The sequence below is a fragment of the Shewanella hanedai genome, from assembly GCF_007197645.1.
GTDB classification, from domain to species: Bacteria; Pseudomonadota; Gammaproteobacteria; order Enterobacterales; family Shewanellaceae; genus Shewanella; species Shewanella hanedai.
Genome location: NZ_VKGK01000014.1, coordinates 86,634 through 103,177, shown reverse-complemented (window position 1 = coordinate 103,177; position 16,544 = coordinate 86,634). Strand labels below are relative to the sequence as shown.

Annotated in this window: 14 protein-coding genes; all 14 read left to right on the top strand. The window is 44.9% G+C overall.

Annotated elements, in window-relative coordinates; genetic code table 11:
- Window positions 1-3: 3 nt before the first annotated feature.
- Window positions 4-1,872, top strand: a complete 1,869-nt coding sequence (locus FN961_RS12865) for a virginiamycin B lyase family protein (protein ID WP_144040579.1) — start codon at window positions 4-6, stop codon at window positions 1,870-1,872.
- Window positions 1,869-2,717: a cyclase family protein gene (locus tag FN961_RS12860; RefSeq protein WP_144040578.1), complete on the top strand. Its 849-nt coding sequence runs from the start codon at window positions 1,869-1,871 to the stop codon at window positions 2,715-2,717. Before FN961_RS12865 ends, FN961_RS12860 begins: the two co-directional genes overlap by 4 nt.
- Window positions 2,714-3,865: a c-type cytochrome gene (locus FN961_RS12855; protein WP_144040577.1), complete on the top strand. Its 1,152-nt coding sequence runs from the start codon at window positions 2,714-2,716 to the stop codon at window positions 3,863-3,865. Before FN961_RS12860 ends, FN961_RS12855 begins: the two co-directional genes overlap by 4 nt.
- Window positions 3,866-4,005: 140 nt before the next feature.
- A complete protein-coding gene (locus FN961_RS12850; RefSeq protein WP_144040576.1) occupies window positions 4,006-5,277 on the top strand; it encodes a beta-ketoacyl-[acyl-carrier-protein] synthase family protein in 1,272 nt (423 codons plus the stop codon).
- Window positions 5,274-6,551 (top strand): multicopper oxidase family protein, encoded by a 1,278-nt coding sequence (locus FN961_RS12845; RefSeq protein WP_144040575.1) that lies wholly within the window; start codon window positions 5,274-5,276, stop codon window positions 6,549-6,551. Before FN961_RS12850 ends, FN961_RS12845 begins: the two co-directional genes overlap by 4 nt.
- A gap of 171 nt (window positions 6,552-6,722) precedes the next feature.
- Entirely contained in the window at window positions 6,723-7,832 is a 1,110-nt protein-coding gene (locus tag FN961_RS12840) for an efflux RND transporter periplasmic adaptor subunit (RefSeq protein WP_185972789.1), read from the top strand.
- A gap of 164 nt (window positions 7,833-7,996) precedes the next feature.
- Window positions 7,997-8,788 (top strand): ABC transporter ATP-binding protein, encoded by a 792-nt coding sequence (locus tag FN961_RS12835; protein ID WP_144040573.1) that lies wholly within the window; start codon window positions 7,997-7,999, stop codon window positions 8,786-8,788.
- On the top strand, window positions 8,785-9,948 hold the full coding sequence (locus tag FN961_RS12830; RefSeq protein ID WP_144040572.1) for an ABC transporter permease: 1,164 nt from the start codon (window positions 8,785-8,787) through the stop codon (window positions 9,946-9,948). Before FN961_RS12835 ends, FN961_RS12830 begins: the two co-directional genes overlap by 4 nt.
- A gap of 3 nt (window positions 9,949-9,951) precedes the next feature.
- The gene (locus FN961_RS12825; protein ID WP_221936118.1) at window positions 9,952-11,145 is read left to right on the top strand and encodes an ABC transporter permease; all 1,194 of its coding nucleotides are present in this window, start codon (window positions 9,952-9,954) and stop codon (window positions 11,143-11,145) included.
- A 55-nt stretch (window positions 11,146-11,200) separates the two neighbouring features.
- Window positions 11,201-11,452, top strand: a complete 252-nt coding sequence (locus tag FN961_RS12820) for a hypothetical protein (RefSeq protein WP_144040571.1) — start codon at window positions 11,201-11,203, stop codon at window positions 11,450-11,452.
- Window positions 11,442-11,864 carry a DUF3052 family protein gene (locus tag FN961_RS12815; RefSeq protein ID WP_144040570.1) on the top strand — a complete coding sequence of 141 codons (423 nt, stop codon included), beginning with the start codon at window positions 11,442-11,444 and terminating at the stop codon, window positions 11,862-11,864. Before FN961_RS12820 ends, FN961_RS12815 begins: the two co-directional genes overlap by 11 nt.
- Window positions 11,865-12,104: 240 nt before the next feature.
- The gene (locus FN961_RS12810) at window positions 12,105-13,112 is read left to right on the top strand and encodes a porin (RefSeq protein ID WP_144040569.1); all 1,008 of its coding nucleotides are present in this window, start codon (window positions 12,105-12,107) and stop codon (window positions 13,110-13,112) included.
- Between the two features lie 52 nt (window positions 13,113-13,164).
- On the top strand, window positions 13,165-14,178 hold the full coding sequence (locus FN961_RS12805) for a TAXI family TRAP transporter solute-binding subunit (RefSeq protein ID WP_144040568.1): 1,014 nt from the start codon (window positions 13,165-13,167) through the stop codon (window positions 14,176-14,178).
- 285 nt (window positions 14,179-14,463) lie between these two features.
- Window positions 14,464-16,497, top strand: a complete 2,034-nt coding sequence (locus FN961_RS12800; protein WP_144040567.1) for a TRAP transporter permease — start codon at window positions 14,464-14,466, stop codon at window positions 16,495-16,497.
- The last annotated feature ends 47 nt before the right edge of the window (window positions 16,498-16,544 follow it).

Here is a 16,544-nt window from a genome sequence, read left to right as displayed (position 1 = left end):
ATAATGACTAAACATAATGATGGAATATTAACCACTAGATTTATTTTGGAACTCTACATCCCCATAATGATTCTATTGCTGTTTGTCGGCATCTCTGCCAGTACGAATTTGGCTGAGGGAAAAGAAAAAATCAATATAATCAAAGCAACTCATAAAGTTGAAACGGGTTATATAAAAGAGTTTGCGTTGGCTAGCCCCAGAAGTGGGCCTGCCATTGTAGCCATAGATAGCAGTGACAATGTTTGGGTCGCACTGGCCCGTTCAGGCCAACTTGCCAAAATGGCCAATGGCGAGGTGACACTTTACAACATAGGTAAAGATAAACGCCCAGTGGGTCTGATTGCAGGTAGCATCGAAAATGGTTATCCCGGTGAGATCTGGATAGCGGCCAGCTACGACAATAAGATTATTCGCTTTAATACCGCGACGACTCAAATTCGAGAGTATGAGATCCCCGGCGAAAATAGCTGGCCATTTAATATCGCCATTGGCCCGAAAAAGCAGGTTTGGTTTACCCAACGTGCGGGTGGAAAAATAGGACGATTGGATCCTAGTAGTGGCAAAGTGAAGAATTTTGAATTGCCCACTAAGCATTCTGGCCCCGCTGGCATGGCGATAGACCAAAGTAACGGTGCCGTGTGGTTTACTCAGGCTTACGCCGATGGTATTGGCCGCTTAGACCCTAACACTGGCGAAGTGCAAGAGTTCAAAATGGGTACCCAGAGTTCTGGCATGATTAATGGCCCTGCAGGGTTAACCATTGCCCCTGATGGTGGCGTTTGGTTTGCCAAACTGGAAGGTAAGTTAGGTCATATTGCGCCGGGATCAAGCGTGATTGATTTGGTTGATGTACCTGCTGGTGCAGCCCGTCCTGCTGGGATTATAGCGGGCGAAAATGGTGATATATGGACCATGGCGCTCGATGGAAATCAGATCTTGCGTTATCAAGCTGCAGACAAGCATTTCACTGTTTACCCAATACCGGTGGGCAGTGCAGATACTTTCCCTGGCAAACCGCCGTTGGCAAAAACATCTCGCCCCTTCGGTTTGGCGTTGGACAGTAGAGGTAACTTCTGGTTTTCTCAACAGTTTACTGGGCAATTAGGGGTGCTTGATATGTCAGCGCCTGAACTAAAACTGTTCTCACCTGGTCGCAAAGTCACCATGCCAGATCCATTGGTCACCATACAAGCGTTGGATAGAGTTGCCGGAATAAGCGAGATGACACTGACCCTTGATGGTAAGAAAGTCAGTCTTAATCAGGGGCGTTTGAGCTTGCTCAATACCTTGCCTGGTAAGCATCATCTTACGGTGGAAGTTACCGACGGCAGCGGCGCCAAAAGTCGTCTTGTAAGGCGTTTTGATTATCAACCAGGCAAATTAGCGATTGTTGCCATGGTAGAGGCGATTGAGCTGGATAAAGGAGTCAATCAGGCGGGTAAAGATCAACTTGAGATGTTGGCTAAATCCAGTCGCAATAAAAACTGGCTCAAAGATTTAGAATATACCTTGTCTCAAAACCAAGCCTCATTTGGTAGTGAAACCAAAGCACTTAAGGCTGCGATTGTTTGGTTCAAAGCCAATAATCAGCAAAAGCAGCAGGTGATCATCAGCGACACTAAAGCCCTGTTTTCTAAAACAGATATCACCATTAAAAAAGGTGGCACTGTGACGTGGATGTATGACGGTAAAACCAGTGGCCATGAAATTTCCCATCTGTTACATCAAATAGCCATTATTCCATTGGGGACGCAGTCACCCATCTTGCGCGCTGGAGAGAGCTTCTCCCAAGTATTTAATCAAGTCGGTGTGTTTGAGTTTGAGGACAAAAAGACCCCCGGCGTCAAAGGTAAAATACGGGTGGTGTTATGAGTATCGTCGCCGTAAACAACCAACAGACAGATTTGGCTACAACTACGTTGCCTAGCGAGCTGTTTGGGACGTCATTAAATGTGACTCTGCTTGATTTGAGTGTGGCGCTTGGGCCGCACATTTCCGAGGCAGTGCCTGTCGAACTAGAGCCGATGAACCATTGCTGTGGAGGAGATCACCTTGCAGAGCTAGTCGGAACTCAAAGGTCTGAGTTACAAGGAGAGTTGGGCTGGGCCAGTGAACGGGTATCAGCGATTACCCATTCAAGTACTCATATTGATTCGCCGTTTCATTATGCTCCTAAGTGCGCTGGTCAACCCAGTCGCACTATTGATGAGATGCCACTGGATTGGTTTTGTGGCCGCGGGGTGTGCATTTCAGTGCAGCAAGATACTGACGAACTGATCCGTATTGAGGAGGTGATGCAGTTTGAACTTGAGAAAGGCTACCGCATTCAAGCTGGCGATATCGTGTTGTTTCACACTGGCGCCGAGGCCTTTTATGGCGTGTCTGACTATAACGAGCATGGCCGAGGATTATCACCCGAGTTGGTGCGTTATTTAGTCAAAGACAGAGGAGTAAGGCTGTTTGGCACCGATGCGTGGAGTATCGACCCGCCATTCCATGTGATGAACCGCAACATGTTAAACCTAGGGAAAGACACGGTCTGGGGGGCTCACTATGTGGGTCGGGATCATGAGTTTTGCGCCATGGAGAAGCTAACTCACCTTTCATGGCTGCCAGCTCACGGCTTTTGGCTCACTTGCTTCCCGATTAAGGTGAAAAATGGCAGCGCGGGTTGGGTGAGGGCTGTGGCCTATTTACCACAAGGAGGTCTCGAATGAGTGTCATCAATGATCCACTCACACCAAGTGTAAAGTGCTATCTGGCTGCGCTAGTCGCGATGTTTACTGCACTTTTTGGAGAGCCTGCAGAGGCTCATGAGAATGTTCAAGAGGAGCCTTTGGTGCAAGCAGCACCAGAGCTTAAGCCCGCAGAAGAAGGGAGAAGTGGTGAGGCAATGTTTAAGCAAGCATGCGCCTCTTGTCACTCTCTTGAATATGACTCGAATCGTGATTTACTCACGCTTTGGGATAGAAAAGGGCCATCGCTCGTATCGGCTGGAAGCAAGTATCGTGATGAGTGGCTACAGGACTGGTTGCAAGAGCCGGTCGCCATTAGGCCAGCTGGTTATTTAGCATATCGTCGAACCTTGGTTGGCGATGACGGGGATAAAATCAGTACGGCTTTCAAAGATAAGCACCTAGCTGTTGATGAGAGTAAAGCCAGGCTGCTGACTGACTTTTTGGCGCAACAACAACTGCCATTGAATCCCTATCCGGCATTTAACGGAACGCCAGTGATTAAAGGTGCGATACATTTTAATAAAATTCTGGGTTGTGGCAGTTGCCATCGAGTCGGTGATAAGGGCGGCGTGACAGGACCTGGGTTTGACTCCGCCAGTAGTCGATATCAAGCTCAGTGGCTGACCTCTTACATGCAAGATCCCTATTACTGGGACACGGTGCCGATGCCAAAACTCCGCGTTCGCAGTGACCAATTGGTGGCGATGACGGACTACCTAATGCTAGACAGAGACAGCGCATTGTTCGGGGAAGAATCAGCTGCACAGGTCAGCATGCGAGAGAAGCTCTACCGTGATAAACCGCCACAGGATGTGTCGAGTATCGAAGGGCGAGCAGAGAAAATCTATCAGATTGCGTGTTCTCAATGCCATGGGATCAGTGGTGATGGATTGGGGCTCAATTCGAGTTTCTTGGCTCAGGAACCGAGAAATCACACCTCAGCCAAGGAGATGAAAAAACTCTCTAATGAGCACCTGTTTAAAGTGATTAAGTTTGGTGGAGTATCGGTGGATAAATCAACTCTGATGCCAGCCTGGGGCGCCTTGATTAAAGACAAAGATATTGAAGCGCTAGTGGCCTATCTGCGTCAATTGAGTCAAACAGAAAACCCCAAGGGAAGACGCTGAACAGAGTGTTTGATGGATAAGTTGTCCCCGTTGGATTAACCACGATGAATTGATAGCTGCATAAATGGAGAGTCGAGCACATGGCCGTCTACTGACGGATGCTATCCCGCCCTGATGGATGAGGGCTGTCTCGCAAATGAATGATGAACCAGAATAATAAACAGAGAAAACGTGTCGTGATAACCGGCCTAGGCCCAGTAACACCAATAGGCGTGGGAAATCGAGATTTTTGGCAGGGACTGAAAACTGGCCGTAATGGCGTTACATCGCTTGATAAAATTAACGACTTTCCCTTATTTGACCATTTAAGATCGCCAATTGTTGCCGCAGTGCCTGCAGGTGCATTTGCCAATACTGGCGGCGTAAAAAACAGGTTGATGGACATGGCGCTGACTGGTTATACGCTGGCAATAGAAGATGCTGGATTGAACTCTGGCGGTTTTGATCACAGCCAAGCGCGAAAATCGGTTGTGTTAGGCACTGCAGTAGGTGAAACCACCGCGATGGAACACAGCTTTTTATCCATGGATGTGGATGGCAAGCTTGACCAAAGTAGAACGCCGGACACCTTGATTGATGAGATGTGTTTTCATGGCATGAGCCACCTTATGGCTAATCTATTTGGGTGTAATCGACAGGTGTTAACCATTTCCACTGGTTGTACTTCGGGTTTAGATGCCATCGGTACCGCCGCTGAATATATTCAATCAGGGGAAAGCGATATCTGCATTTGTGGTGGTGTTGAGGCGCCAATCACTCCAGTGGTGTACGCCGCGTTTGATGCATTGGGGGCGTTAAGCAAGCGCGCTGATGATCCTGCCAGTGCATCACGACCCTTTTCTTATGGCCGTGACGGATTTGTACTGGGTGAGGGAGCGGCAATTCTGGTGTTAGAGGAGTTAGAGTTTGCATTGGCGCGAGGGGCTCATATTTACGGAGAGATTGGGGGTTATCACTCGTTGAACAACTGTTTTCACATGACGGATTTGCCAGAAAAGGGCACCGCTTTGGCCGATTGTATGGAGATCTGTTTAGAGCGGGGTGAGTTGAGCCCGCAACAGATTGATCATGTTAATGCCCACGGGAGTTCAACGCCTCAAAATGATATCTGTGAAACCAACGCCATTAAAGCAGTACTTGGTGAACACGCCCATGACATCTCAGTGAATTCACTTAAGGCGATGGTCGGCCATGCGCTCGGGGCATCAAACGCCATTGAGATCGCGGCGTGTGCCTTGTCGCTAAAATATCAATTTGTGTTCCCCACGATTAATCTACAGCGACCGGATCATGGTTGCGACTTAGACTATGTCGCTAATGTGGGGCGTTACCAGCCGATGGACCATATATTGAAGCTTTCCAGCGGATTTTCAGGTATCCACTCTGCGCTAACGATGAGCCGATACCAATGAAGAGCTTATCGGTGCTATCGGGCTCTTTTGCCATTTCGTTGATCATGATGGCGGCATTGCTGCCATTGAACGTTATGGCCGACAATGCAGTGCCAATAGAGGTATTGCCAGTCGATATCCATCAAGATATGGCAGCAGTTTCGACGTCACATCACGAACATGGTAGTCCGCTTGTTGATCAACAAGATGGCCAGAAGACTCCGGCTTTAGGGGAGTTTGAAAAACTGATCGCGAACTACAGTACCGACTGGAATGGGGCTAAGCCGCCGGTAGATGACGATGCCGAACGACTCTTTGTCAGCAAAGGTCCCTTTACCGAGGGAGATAAAACCGTATGGGAATACCAGATGGTCGTTACGGATAGCCAATTGACGTTGGCGGACGGAACTGACTATAAGGTATGGGCCTTTGGTGGCAAAATTCCTGGCCCAACTTTAGTTGCTCGGGAGGGGGATTGGATCCGCATCACTTTAATCAATGAAACAACAGTGCCGCACACTATCCATTCCCATGGCTTATACAGTCCACAGCGCATGGATGGCGCACCTCACCCAGACATGGGGGGAGAACATGCCGAGCACAATTCGAATGCGCCTAGGCCAGTTGAACCGGGTGAGGTGTTTACCTATGAGTTTATTGCAAGACCTGCAGGCACCCATTTTTATCATTGCCATGTAAAAACCAATGAGCATATGGCGAGGGGACTTAGTGGGGCATTTATTGTCCTGCCCAAAGAGCCTGATCCTGAGGTCGATCAAGATTTGGTGTACGTGTTGCAAGAGTGGGATAGCAGTTATGCGCAACAGGGAAAGCCGGGGCATCCGAGGGAGATTTTAGGGGCTAACTTTTTTACCATTAACGGCAGGTCGTTTCCCGATACTCAGGGAATACATACTGAGGTGGGCGATACCATCCGGCTGCGATTTATTAATGCAGGTACTCAGGAGCACTATATACATCTGCATGGGCATACATTTTTGGTCACCCATAAAGATGGTGCACCGATGGAAAGCCCCATTGAGATGGATACCATGCCTATTGGTCCAGCTGAACGTAAAGATTTCATTTTGAGAACCAATAACCCAGGCGATTGGCCTATGCATTGCCATAGCGCACCTCACATTACCAATGATGGCGAATATCCCGGCGGCATGATGATGCATTTAACCGTGGGGCCGGAGAAATACCCTCAAACGGGAGATGGTCCCATTGGGCCCGGTTTAGAAGCAATCAGGCAAGAATGGGGCTCAGGGGCAAAGATGTTTATGTACTAATGGCGGACGTAATTAATCCTAGAATATGCAAAGTTAATGAGTATTTCAATTGCCATAAGATTGAGAGTGTTGTGGTCGTATTTATAGACGAACCATGTTGTTCTTTTTATATCATCGTTTTTATAAAACCAATTTTTACGCTGTTATATGAAACAGCTTGGTGGAGGTTTTGTGTCTGATAAAAAGCATTTATTGGAAAAGTTAAAGAATGACACTTCAGTAAATGAAAGCGGAATAAGATCAAAGGTGATTATATTTATTTCGTTGATTATATTCTTTTGGCTTATTTACTTTTGCTTATTTTATATAAACAACGGTGACATTGTTTTTGATGGGAATAGTTTTGAGGGTAATCGTTCTGATGTAGTTAGTGAAAAGCATCCTCAAATCGATGAGGTCACTATATCGAGTAAGATATCGAATAATTCGAGCACTGGCGACCATGCGTCAAAGAGTGAACTTGGCTCTGAGAGCCATCCATTGATTTCAGCATCTGGGGATGACGAAGTTGTGGTGCTGAATGCTTCTGGTTATGTGGTCGCGCGCCGCGCAGCAACGGTATCTGCTGAACTCAGTGGCTTGCTACGTCAGGTATTAGTTGAAGAGGGCGACAGGGTTAGCAAAGGGCAAGTACTCGCTGTTTTGGATAGAGCACTGGCCGCAGCAGATCTTGATTTAGTCAATAGCAACATGCAGGTAAAGCGAGTTGCGATTCCAGCTCTTAAAGCCGATATTCATGAATCTCAGCGAGAAGCGGCACGATTAAAAGCATTGAGAAAGTCACAGTTTGTCAGCGAAGAGTTGTTCACTCAGGCGCAAACCCGCTTACTGAAACATGAAAATGCTTTGTTGGTCGCCAACGCTGAGGTAGAGCGGATGAAGGCGGAAATACAGCTTAAGCAGTTGAAGTATGACAAACACTCAGTGCGGGCACCTTTTGATGGTGTTGTGATTGAGAAAAATGCCCAAATGGGGGAGATAGTGTCACCGGATTCTGCCGGTGGAGGATTCACCCGAACGGGCATTTGCACCTTAGTCGACATGGCCTCACTTGAGATTGAGGTTGAAGTCAATGAAGCGTATATCCAGAAAGTATTTAGCGGGCAAAAGGTCAACGCCATTCTAGATGCCTATAAAGGCGAGAATATACCGTCTTATGTTGAGGCGATAATTCCGGCAGCAGATAGAGCTAAAGGTGTTTTTCGAGTTCGAATAAAGATAACGGAGCTTAATGAAACAATATTGCCAGGTATGGGGGTAACGGTTTCTTTTTTAAATTAATTCAGTGAGTGATTGTCATTTATTTAGTCACTTGTTGTCACGTTCTAACGTTAAATTAAAACGAGTAAATGGAATTGCTAATCGTATCAGACAATGATGTGACTTCTCTGAGTTGGCAATGTTTTTTAAATATAATTGGAATGCTAAAACATTAGGGTTTAATTATGGGTGTAGATAAATTATTTGAAATAAAGTCTTTATCAAAAAGTTTTATTAAAGGTAAAACTGAAGTATCAATTTTTTCAAATTTGAATATGGATATTAACCAAGGGGATTTTCTGGCGATTATGGGGCCATCTGGCTCAGGTAAAACAACCTTACTTAATTTAATCGGCGGGATTGATAAACCCACACAGGGAACCGTGCTTTATCGAGGCCGACAATATCATGACACAACAGAAGCTGAGTTATCGGCTTGGCGGGCGCAGCATGTCGGATTTGTATTTCAATCGTTTAACTTGATGCCGATGTTAAGCGCCGCAGGCAATGTCGAGTTACCGCTATTATTACGTCAATTAACCCGAAGCCAGCGGCGAGAAAAGGTGATGGCAGCCCTTGAATTGGTTGGGCTTGTTGATAGAAAAGGTCACAAACCTAATGAAATGTCTGGCGGGCAAAATCAGCGTGTTGCTGTGGCGCGAGCGATAGTCGGCGATCCAGATATTTTACTGTGTGATGAACCAACAGGAAACCTTGATCGGGAAACGGCGACTCAAGTACTGGATATTCTGCGTTTACTGAATCAAGAGTTTAAGAAAACCATCATTATGGTGACCCATGATCCGTTGGCTGCACAGTACGCCAAACATCGTGTGGAATTGGATAAAGGGATGATCGTTAACAAGGAAGTTGTCGTTGCCAAAGATGCGGTGGTGACTCAGGAAGCCACCGCCATCAAGGAAGACACAGCTGGGATGTCTGGTGAGCTGGTGGCAGAAAAAGGAGTGGTGACATGAACAGCTTTTTTCTACTTCTTCATAATATTGCCAGAAACAAAGTACGTTGGTTTCTCAACAGTTTTGCCTTGATTGTTGCCTTTTTTCTCTTCGGGTTTTTGGGCTCTTTTTACAGTGCCTTCGAATCAGGTTCTGAGCTGGCGGCTAATGACAGATTGATTGTGATGAACAAAATTAACTTCACGCAACCTCTGCCTTATTCCTATATCAATAAAGTCGACACTATGGATGGCGTGAAGCAACTCACTCACGCCAGCTGGTTTGGCGCCTATTATCTTGATCCAACCGATCCGCTTATTGGTTATGCGGTGGACGCTGATACTTATCTGTCTGTGTATGACAATTACGTGTTGGATGATGAATTGCTTACAAATTGGCAGCAAACGCCTGTGGGAATGCTGGTAGGCAGGGCGATGGCTGAACGATATGGCTGGCTAATAGGGGATAAGGTGGCTGTTTCTTCCAACTTGTTTTCCCATAAGTCAGGAGGCCAGGATTGGGAGGTCTTGATATCCGGTATCTATGACGGCAAAGATGCTCAAACCGATACCGATCAACTGTTCCTTCATTATGATTACTTCGCTCAAACTCGAACCTCTGGGGGCAACACCATCGGCTGGATGGTGCTTAACACGGAAAATGCCAAGGATAATGACGCAATAATGGTGGCCATCGATGATCGATTTGAAAACTCTGCTGCTGAAACCCGTACAACGACGGAACGTCAATTCAATAAGGCTTTTGTGGAGCAACTTGGCAGCATTGGTTTGATTATCACCGCGGTATTGTCTGCAGTCTTCTTTGCTATTTTACTGGTTGTAGGGAATTCCATTTCGATGACGGTGAGAGAGCGAACTCGTGAGATTGGGGTGCTAAAAGCACTGGGCTTTTCTCGTCCGCAGATATTCAAGTTGGTGTTAAGTGAGGCTATGTTTTTAACCTTAAGCAGTGGCACCATTGGCCTAGCCTTGTCTTATTTTGCGCTGGATGCAATGGGCAAAATTCCACAGATCCAATCGATAGTGCCTGCATTGCTGTTGACACCTTCAACGGTACTGCAAGCTGTCGTGTATATGTTGCTGCTGGGGGGCATCACGGGGGCGTTACCCGCCTACCGAGCGATGTCGTTAAATACCGTTGACGCACTGCGAAGGAGCTAAGCCATGTCTATGTTTATTCGACAGATCGGCGCTATCACGCTGATGAATTTAAAAACCATTCCCAGTCGCTTTTGGGAAACACTTGTCATCCTTATCTCGATTGCGGTTGTGATCGCTGTACTGCAGGTTTTTCTCGCGATGAACAGCGGGTTTTCTGCCACGGTAGAAAGCTCTGGTTCGGAAGATTTAGCCATTATTTTGCGTAATGGATCTCAATCCGAACTCAATAGCTCTTTCACGCCTGAGGTTGTCAATATTCTTAGAAATGCGCCAGGCATCGCTCGCATGGAAGGTTTACCCGAAATATCAGCAGAACTGTACGTCATCGTTAACGGCACTAAAAGAGCGGGTGGCGATAAGGTTAATTTACCCTTGCGGGGAATCGATCTTGAAGGGGTCGCATTAAGAGATAATTTGGCTTTGCTTGAGGGGAGGATGTTCACCCCTGGCAAAAATGAAATTGTAGTAGGGCAAGCCGCAGTGAAACAGTTCAGCGGCTTGGATCTTAATAGTGAGATTAAATTAGGCCGCAATTTGTGGAAAGTCGTGGGGATTTTCGGTGGCAAAGGCTCTGTGTTTGATAGTGAGCTTTGGGCCGATGCAAAAACGGTGCAAAGTCAGTTTAATCGAGCTGGTAGTGTGCAGTTATTGCGAGTAAGGCTGGAGAATCCCGGTGCTATAAGCAGTATCCAAACGTTTATTGCTGAAGATGACCGACTGAATGCCGAGGTGTTTACTGAAGCTGAATATTTTAAGCAACAAGCATCAGGAACCGCAGACTTTTTGTTTTATTTGGGCTGGCCACTGGCCATTATCATGGCTTTGGGGACGTTAGCTGGTAGCTTAAATGCGATGTATTCGGCTGTTTCACAGCGGGCTGGTGATATCGCAACACTGAGGGCGATAGGATTTAATGGCTGGGCCATATTTGGGGCGACCATGCTTGAGTCCGTGTTATACGCCATTGTTGGCGGCTTAGCTGGCATTGTCATCGCTTACTATATGGTGGATGGCATTGTCGCGTCGACATTGGGAGGACGTAATTTCACCCAAATCGTGTTTGATTTCACGCTGTCTCCCACAGTGATATTAAATGGTGTAGGACTGGCGATTGCGATAGGCGTGCTCGGTGGTCTATTACCTGCATTACGGGCGGCGCGATTACCAATAACGAAAGCCTTTAATTTAAACCTTTAATTTGAATCTTTAATGTTATTACTTAATTTTAGATAAGTGAACCAAGGAGAACGAGATGACAGCTAAACAAGAAACAACGATAGAGATGCATTGTGAGAGTTGCGGTATGGTAACTAACGAGCAAGGGGAATATTGCCAGTACTGTGTCGATGAGAATGGCCAGCTGAGGCCTTATGAGGAAGTCTTTGCTAAGATGGAGCGCTGGCTGGCTCGGGTAGAGCCCACACTCAGCCATGAACAGATAGCTCAAAAAACCAAAAATTATATGGCAACAATGCCTGAATGGCGGGGACGTGATGAAATCTAGTATGATGTTAGCACCAACAGGGAAACCCTTGTATGCAAAACTGGGCATAAAAGAGGGTTACAGTGTTTGCTTGCATAATGCCCCAGCGCATTATCAGCAACTATTGGGGATATTGCCCCCAGGAGTGATGTTTCTACCTGAAGCTTGCTGGGGCGAAGATTTGGTGCATATTTTTACCACGTCTGCAGCAGAGTTGGCTGAACAGTTAACTCTGCACCTCGCGCTGATGAAGCAAGATGGCACTATCTGGGTTTCATGGCCGAAGAAAAGTGCTCGGATCCCGTCTGAAGTGAATGACCATGTGGTGCGAAGTATCGCCTTGCCCATGGGGCTGGTGGACAATAAAATTTGCGCGATAGATGATGTTTGGACTGCAATTAAGTTAGTTATCCGCTTAGAGAACCGTAAATAGTCTGAGCATTCCCCTTAGCGTTTAATTCTCAAACAAAATGAGCAAAAATATTCCAACCTATATCTGTAATAAGAATTTTTTTACCTATTGATAAATCACCACCCTTAAAAAACAATGGCTTATGTTTGGCGTGGATTGTGCAAAAGATGTAAGTGAGAAGTTAATAAAAAGCGAGAGTGAGTCAGTTAACGCTTTTAACGCTAATCACTTCATTGAATTGTATATAAAATAGGGAAAAAGATGAAAACAACAATAAAGCGCATCTGTACCATATCTATTATTATTACCGCCGTTGTGAGCACCGCACCTGCGTTTGCAGAAATTGCAGCAGAAGGGGAATGGGGTAAAGCGCAGTTTTACGGCAGCCTAAGAGCATTGGTCACGAAAGAAAGTGGCAGAGAAACTGATGTTGCTGATGGCGTATCCAGAATAGGGATTAAGGGCCATGTCAATCTGTCGGAAGCTTGGAAAGCGACTTACCGACTTGAGGCAAGAATTTTACTCGACGATGGTGTGATTAATAGTGACACTAGCGATTTTCATAAACGTATTACCTATGTTGGATTAAAGAATAAGGCGGTAGGAGAAGTTAGAATAGGTAAACAGTATTCCCCCCATTATTTATGGACGATACTGCCCATTGATATCACTTTCCATAATCCACGTCATTATAACGTTCGTTGGAATGCCAGCGAAAACTCATCAATTCGCGAAGCCAACTCAGTGGCTTATTTCTCACCATCATATAACGGCTTAAGTTTTGGTGCGCTGGTCGAGATTGATGGCGGCGATCCCCAGAGTTCTGGCATTGATAGTTATAATATTGCAGCAAAATATAACATTGGTTCATGGCAAGTCGGCCTTTCTTACATAGAACGCGGTGATGACTTCCGTATTAACGATGCCGTTAAACCTGATGCCGATACAATTGCCACAGCAATTCAATATAAATCCAATGGCCACAAAGCGGTATTACGTTATCAATTCGAAGATGTGTCTGATAATACTGAATTTAAAACAATTGGCGCCTACTACTCATACACATTTGAATCTGGAATTACACCGCAATTTAGAATTTATAATCTCGACAATGGTGTGATTAACGGTAATCAAATAGCAATTGGTCTCACAAAAAAATTCAATAAGTATGGTGAAGTGTTTATTGACTACACAAATTATGACGATGACGCCGCGATACTTAAAAAGCGCGATGACGATGTCACTGTGGGTGTAAAAGTCTCTTTTTAAGCGACGAGTGAATGAATAAAACCGCATAAATACTAATGTTTTGGAGATTATTATGAATAAATTTAAACTTGCGATCCTTTGTACATCACTCATGATGTTGCCGTTATTGGGTCACGCTGCTGAAGTAACAGAAGCGAGATCGTACATTTTGTCTACAGCTTCAACGGGGGGCACTTATTATCCCGTCGGTGTTGCGGTTGCAACATTAACCAAGGTGAAACTAGAGCCTAAACAAAAATTGTCATTATCGGCTATCACTTCAGCAGGCTCTGGTGACAATCTGAATTTAATGCGAAAAAACGAAGCACAATTTGGCATTTTACAAGGGTTATATGGCGCGTGGGCTTGGAATGGAACGGGGCCATTTAAAAAGCAAGGAGCCAATAAAGATTTTCGTTCCGTCACCATGTTATGGAAAAATGTTGAACATTTTACCGTGAAAAAATCTTTGGTTGAAAGTGACAATCTTAAAGATATGGATGCACTTTACGGTAAAACATTTTCTATAGGTAAGAAAAACTCAGGCACTGAGGGATCAGGAAAGTATATCTTGGGCTCGTTAGGGCTTAATACGAGTAAGTTTAATAATGTTCACATGGGTTACGGTGCAAGTGCTGGTGCCATGCAAGATGGCCGTATTGTCGGTATGAATACCCCTGGTGGTGTTCCGGTCAGTGCCATTACACGCGCCTTGTCTAGCGATGGAGATAACTTAAAAGTATTGAATGTGTCTGATGAATCATTGGACAAAATCAACCAAGATTTTCCTTTATGGGTTCGACAAGTCATTCCTGCCAATACGTACCCGAATCAAAAAGATCCGATCAATACCATTGCTCAGCCTAACTTTTTAGCGGTAAAAGCGGATTTACCTGAGCATGATGTTTACTTGGTGACCAAAGCGATTTATGAAAACTTGCCTTTCCTACAGAGTATTCATTCTGCAACAAAAGTCATGAACATTGAAAATGCAATTAGTGGTTTAACAGTCCCTCTTCACCCTGGTGCAGCACGTTATTACCGTGAAGTGGGGGTCACTATTCCGGCGCACTTAGTCAGTCAATAAAATAAACCGCACAGTCGTATATACCTATTCTGCCGATGAAAATAGGCGCGTTTTAGAATAGGTATAAGCTCAACATCATTGGAAAAAATAAAAAAGACCAAGAAAGTCGCCCTTTAAAATTAAGTCACAAGATGAGTTAAGGCGATAACGTGAAAGCTCGCAGTTCAAGTGCGTTTCGAGTGCGAATATGAAAATACATCAATGCGAATTGAGATTAATTTCAGATTTTAGCAAAGCTGTATTTGTAAGCTAACTTCGCTTGGTCAAATAATTGTTGGATAAATCATGAATAATAAAAACATCAAAGATCCCGTCGTATATTGGTTGGCTGTGTTTGCTAGTCTTGTCCATATAGTCTTGAATTATTTTGCTATTATCCCTGAGAATTGGGCTGCTGCGACACATTTTGCACTTTTTGGCAGTATTGGTGCACTGTTATTCTTTAAAAAGCCATGGGTACAATTCATTGTCTCATTAGGCATTATTGCTAGTGCCATTTATTTGGTTTTTGCCGAAGATGCACTCTATGAAAGGGGGCAATCTTTTCTATACACAGATTTCTTTTTCAGTACGTTAGCCATTGTATTGGCACTGACATTAATGTTTAAAGCCATAGGTTGGTTTATTCCGACGTTAATTATGTTTTTTCTCACGTATATAACGGTCTGGGGGCAATATGTGCCAGGCGTGTTTCACTTTCCTGGACTCTCTTGGGAAACCATGCTCTTTCGGAGCTACTTTGGCACAGAAGGAATGTTCGGCACGATTGCACAGCTTTCTTGGACTTTTGTGTTTATGTTTGTTTTGTTCGGGGCTTTTCTTCAAGTATCCGGTGCAGGTGATTACTTATTGAAAGTGGCGTCTAAATTGGCTTCACGTTTTAGAGGGGGATCAGGTTTAGTCTCGGTATTAGCTTCAGGGTTAATGGGATCAGTATCTGGCTCTGCGATTGCTAACACCGCAGCGACAGGCGTTATTACCATTCCATCAATGAAAAAAGTAGGCTACTCGCCAGAGTTTGCTGGTGGCGTTGAAGCGGCTGCATCAACTGGAGGTCAACTTATGCCGCCAGTAATGGGGGCGGGTGCTTTTATTATGGCTTCATATACTCAGTTACCTTATTTAACGATTGTCACCGCTGCGCTACTGCCAGCTCTGCTTTATTATCTAACCGTTGGCTTCTTTGTACGTGCCTATGCCATTAGACGTAATATTGATCTTCCTAATAAATCGGGTACAGAATTACCAAAGGAAAAGGATAAAGTTAAAAATGGCTGGCGTCACCTGGTGTCGATTGGCATCTTAGTGACCTTGTTAATCGTGGGTTTTACCCCTTTATATGCTGTTGGTATGGCAATTGTGTCAATTATCCTGTTGTCTTGGATATCAGAACGGCCAATGAAACTCAAAGAGATAAATGATGCCCTATCTGAAGGTTCAAAGGGGATGGTGGTGACGGCAATATTATTAATCACTATTGGATTAATGGTGAACGCAATTACCACGACAGGTTTAGGGAGCACTTTTTCGTTAATGGCAATAAAGTGGGCGGGTGGAAGTTTACTGATACTCATATTACTCATTGCCGTTGCTTCACTCATATTGGGGGCCGGATTACCTGTTACCGCATCCTACATCATCGTAGCAACCCTGCTGGCGCCTGTACTCAGTGATCTGATTTCATTACAGATAACCACTGAAATCATCAATAGCGGTTCTATAGCAGCCTCTAAAGATTTTATTGATATGTTGCTACCTGCATTCACCGATGGAACCCTATCACTTTCAGAGTCGATATTGGCTTCCTCGAGTGAGGTTCGTACCATGCTCTATGATATGGTTTTATCACCAGAGATAATCGCCAGTTCATTATTATCTGCGCATTTAGTTATTTTCTGGCTATCACAAGATAGCAATGTAACACCGCCAGTTTGTTTGGTTGCATATACCGCAGCGGGTATTGCTAAAGGCAATCACACAAAAACAGCTTTTTGTGCTTGGAAACTGGCTAAAGGATTGTATATCGTGCCATTATTAATGGCATACACAGGGTTGGTGATGGGGGATACTGAAGCTCGAATATTCGCATTTATTTTTTCTGTTATAGGGCTTTTTTGCATTATCGCGGCATGGGAAGGGGTGGTTATGAAAGTGGTGAATCGTACTCATAGACTCATGTTGGGGATCATGGGTATCGTTTTATTATGGCCATTAGATAGCCTAGAAATAAAAGTCGTATTAGCACTACTGTTCACAATATATTTGAGTGTATCAATATTTAAATTTAGGCATGAACCTGTGAGTAATGAACTTGTTTAAACAAAAACGTCTGCGGTTATTTTTTATACTTACCTTTGTTGTTCTCG

Excerpts from the sequence above, each read along its gene's own strand:
- FN961_RS12865 (WP_144040579.1), top strand. The coding sequence starts at position 4 with ATGACTAAACATAATGATGGAATATTAACCACTAGATTTATTTTGGAA.
- FN961_RS12860 (WP_144040578.1), top strand. The coding sequence starts at position 1,869 with ATGAGTATCGTCGCCGTAAACAACCAACAGACAGATTTGGCTACAACT.
- FN961_RS12855 (WP_144040577.1), top strand. The coding sequence starts at position 2,714 with ATGAGTGTCATCAATGATCCACTCACACCAAGTGTAAAGTGCTATCTG.
- FN961_RS12850 (WP_144040576.1), top strand. The coding sequence starts at position 4,006 with ATGATGAACCAGAATAATAAACAGAGAAAACGTGTCGTGATAACCGGC.
- FN961_RS12845 (WP_144040575.1), top strand. The coding sequence starts at position 5,274 with ATGAAGAGCTTATCGGTGCTATCGGGCTCTTTTGCCATTTCGTTGATC.
- FN961_RS12835 (WP_144040573.1), top strand. The coding sequence starts at position 7,997 with ATGGGTGTAGATAAATTATTTGAAATAAAGTCTTTATCAAAAAGTTTT.
- FN961_RS12830 (WP_144040572.1), top strand. The coding sequence starts at position 8,785 with ATGAACAGCTTTTTTCTACTTCTTCATAATATTGCCAGAAACAAAGTA.
- FN961_RS12825 (WP_221936118.1), top strand. The coding sequence starts at position 9,952 with ATGTCTATGTTTATTCGACAGATCGGCGCTATCACGCTGATGAATTTA.
- FN961_RS12820 (WP_144040571.1), top strand. The coding sequence starts at position 11,201 with ATGACAGCTAAACAAGAAACAACGATAGAGATGCATTGTGAGAGTTGC.
- FN961_RS12815 (WP_144040570.1), top strand. The coding sequence starts at position 11,442 with ATGAAATCTAGTATGATGTTAGCACCAACAGGGAAACCCTTGTATGCA.
- FN961_RS12810 (WP_144040569.1), top strand. The coding sequence starts at position 12,105 with ATGAAAACAACAATAAAGCGCATCTGTACCATATCTATTATTATTACC.
- FN961_RS12805 (WP_144040568.1), top strand. The coding sequence starts at position 13,165 with ATGAATAAATTTAAACTTGCGATCCTTTGTACATCACTCATGATGTTG.
- FN961_RS12800 (WP_144040567.1), top strand. The coding sequence starts at position 14,464 with ATGAATAATAAAAACATCAAAGATCCCGTCGTATATTGGTTGGCTGTG.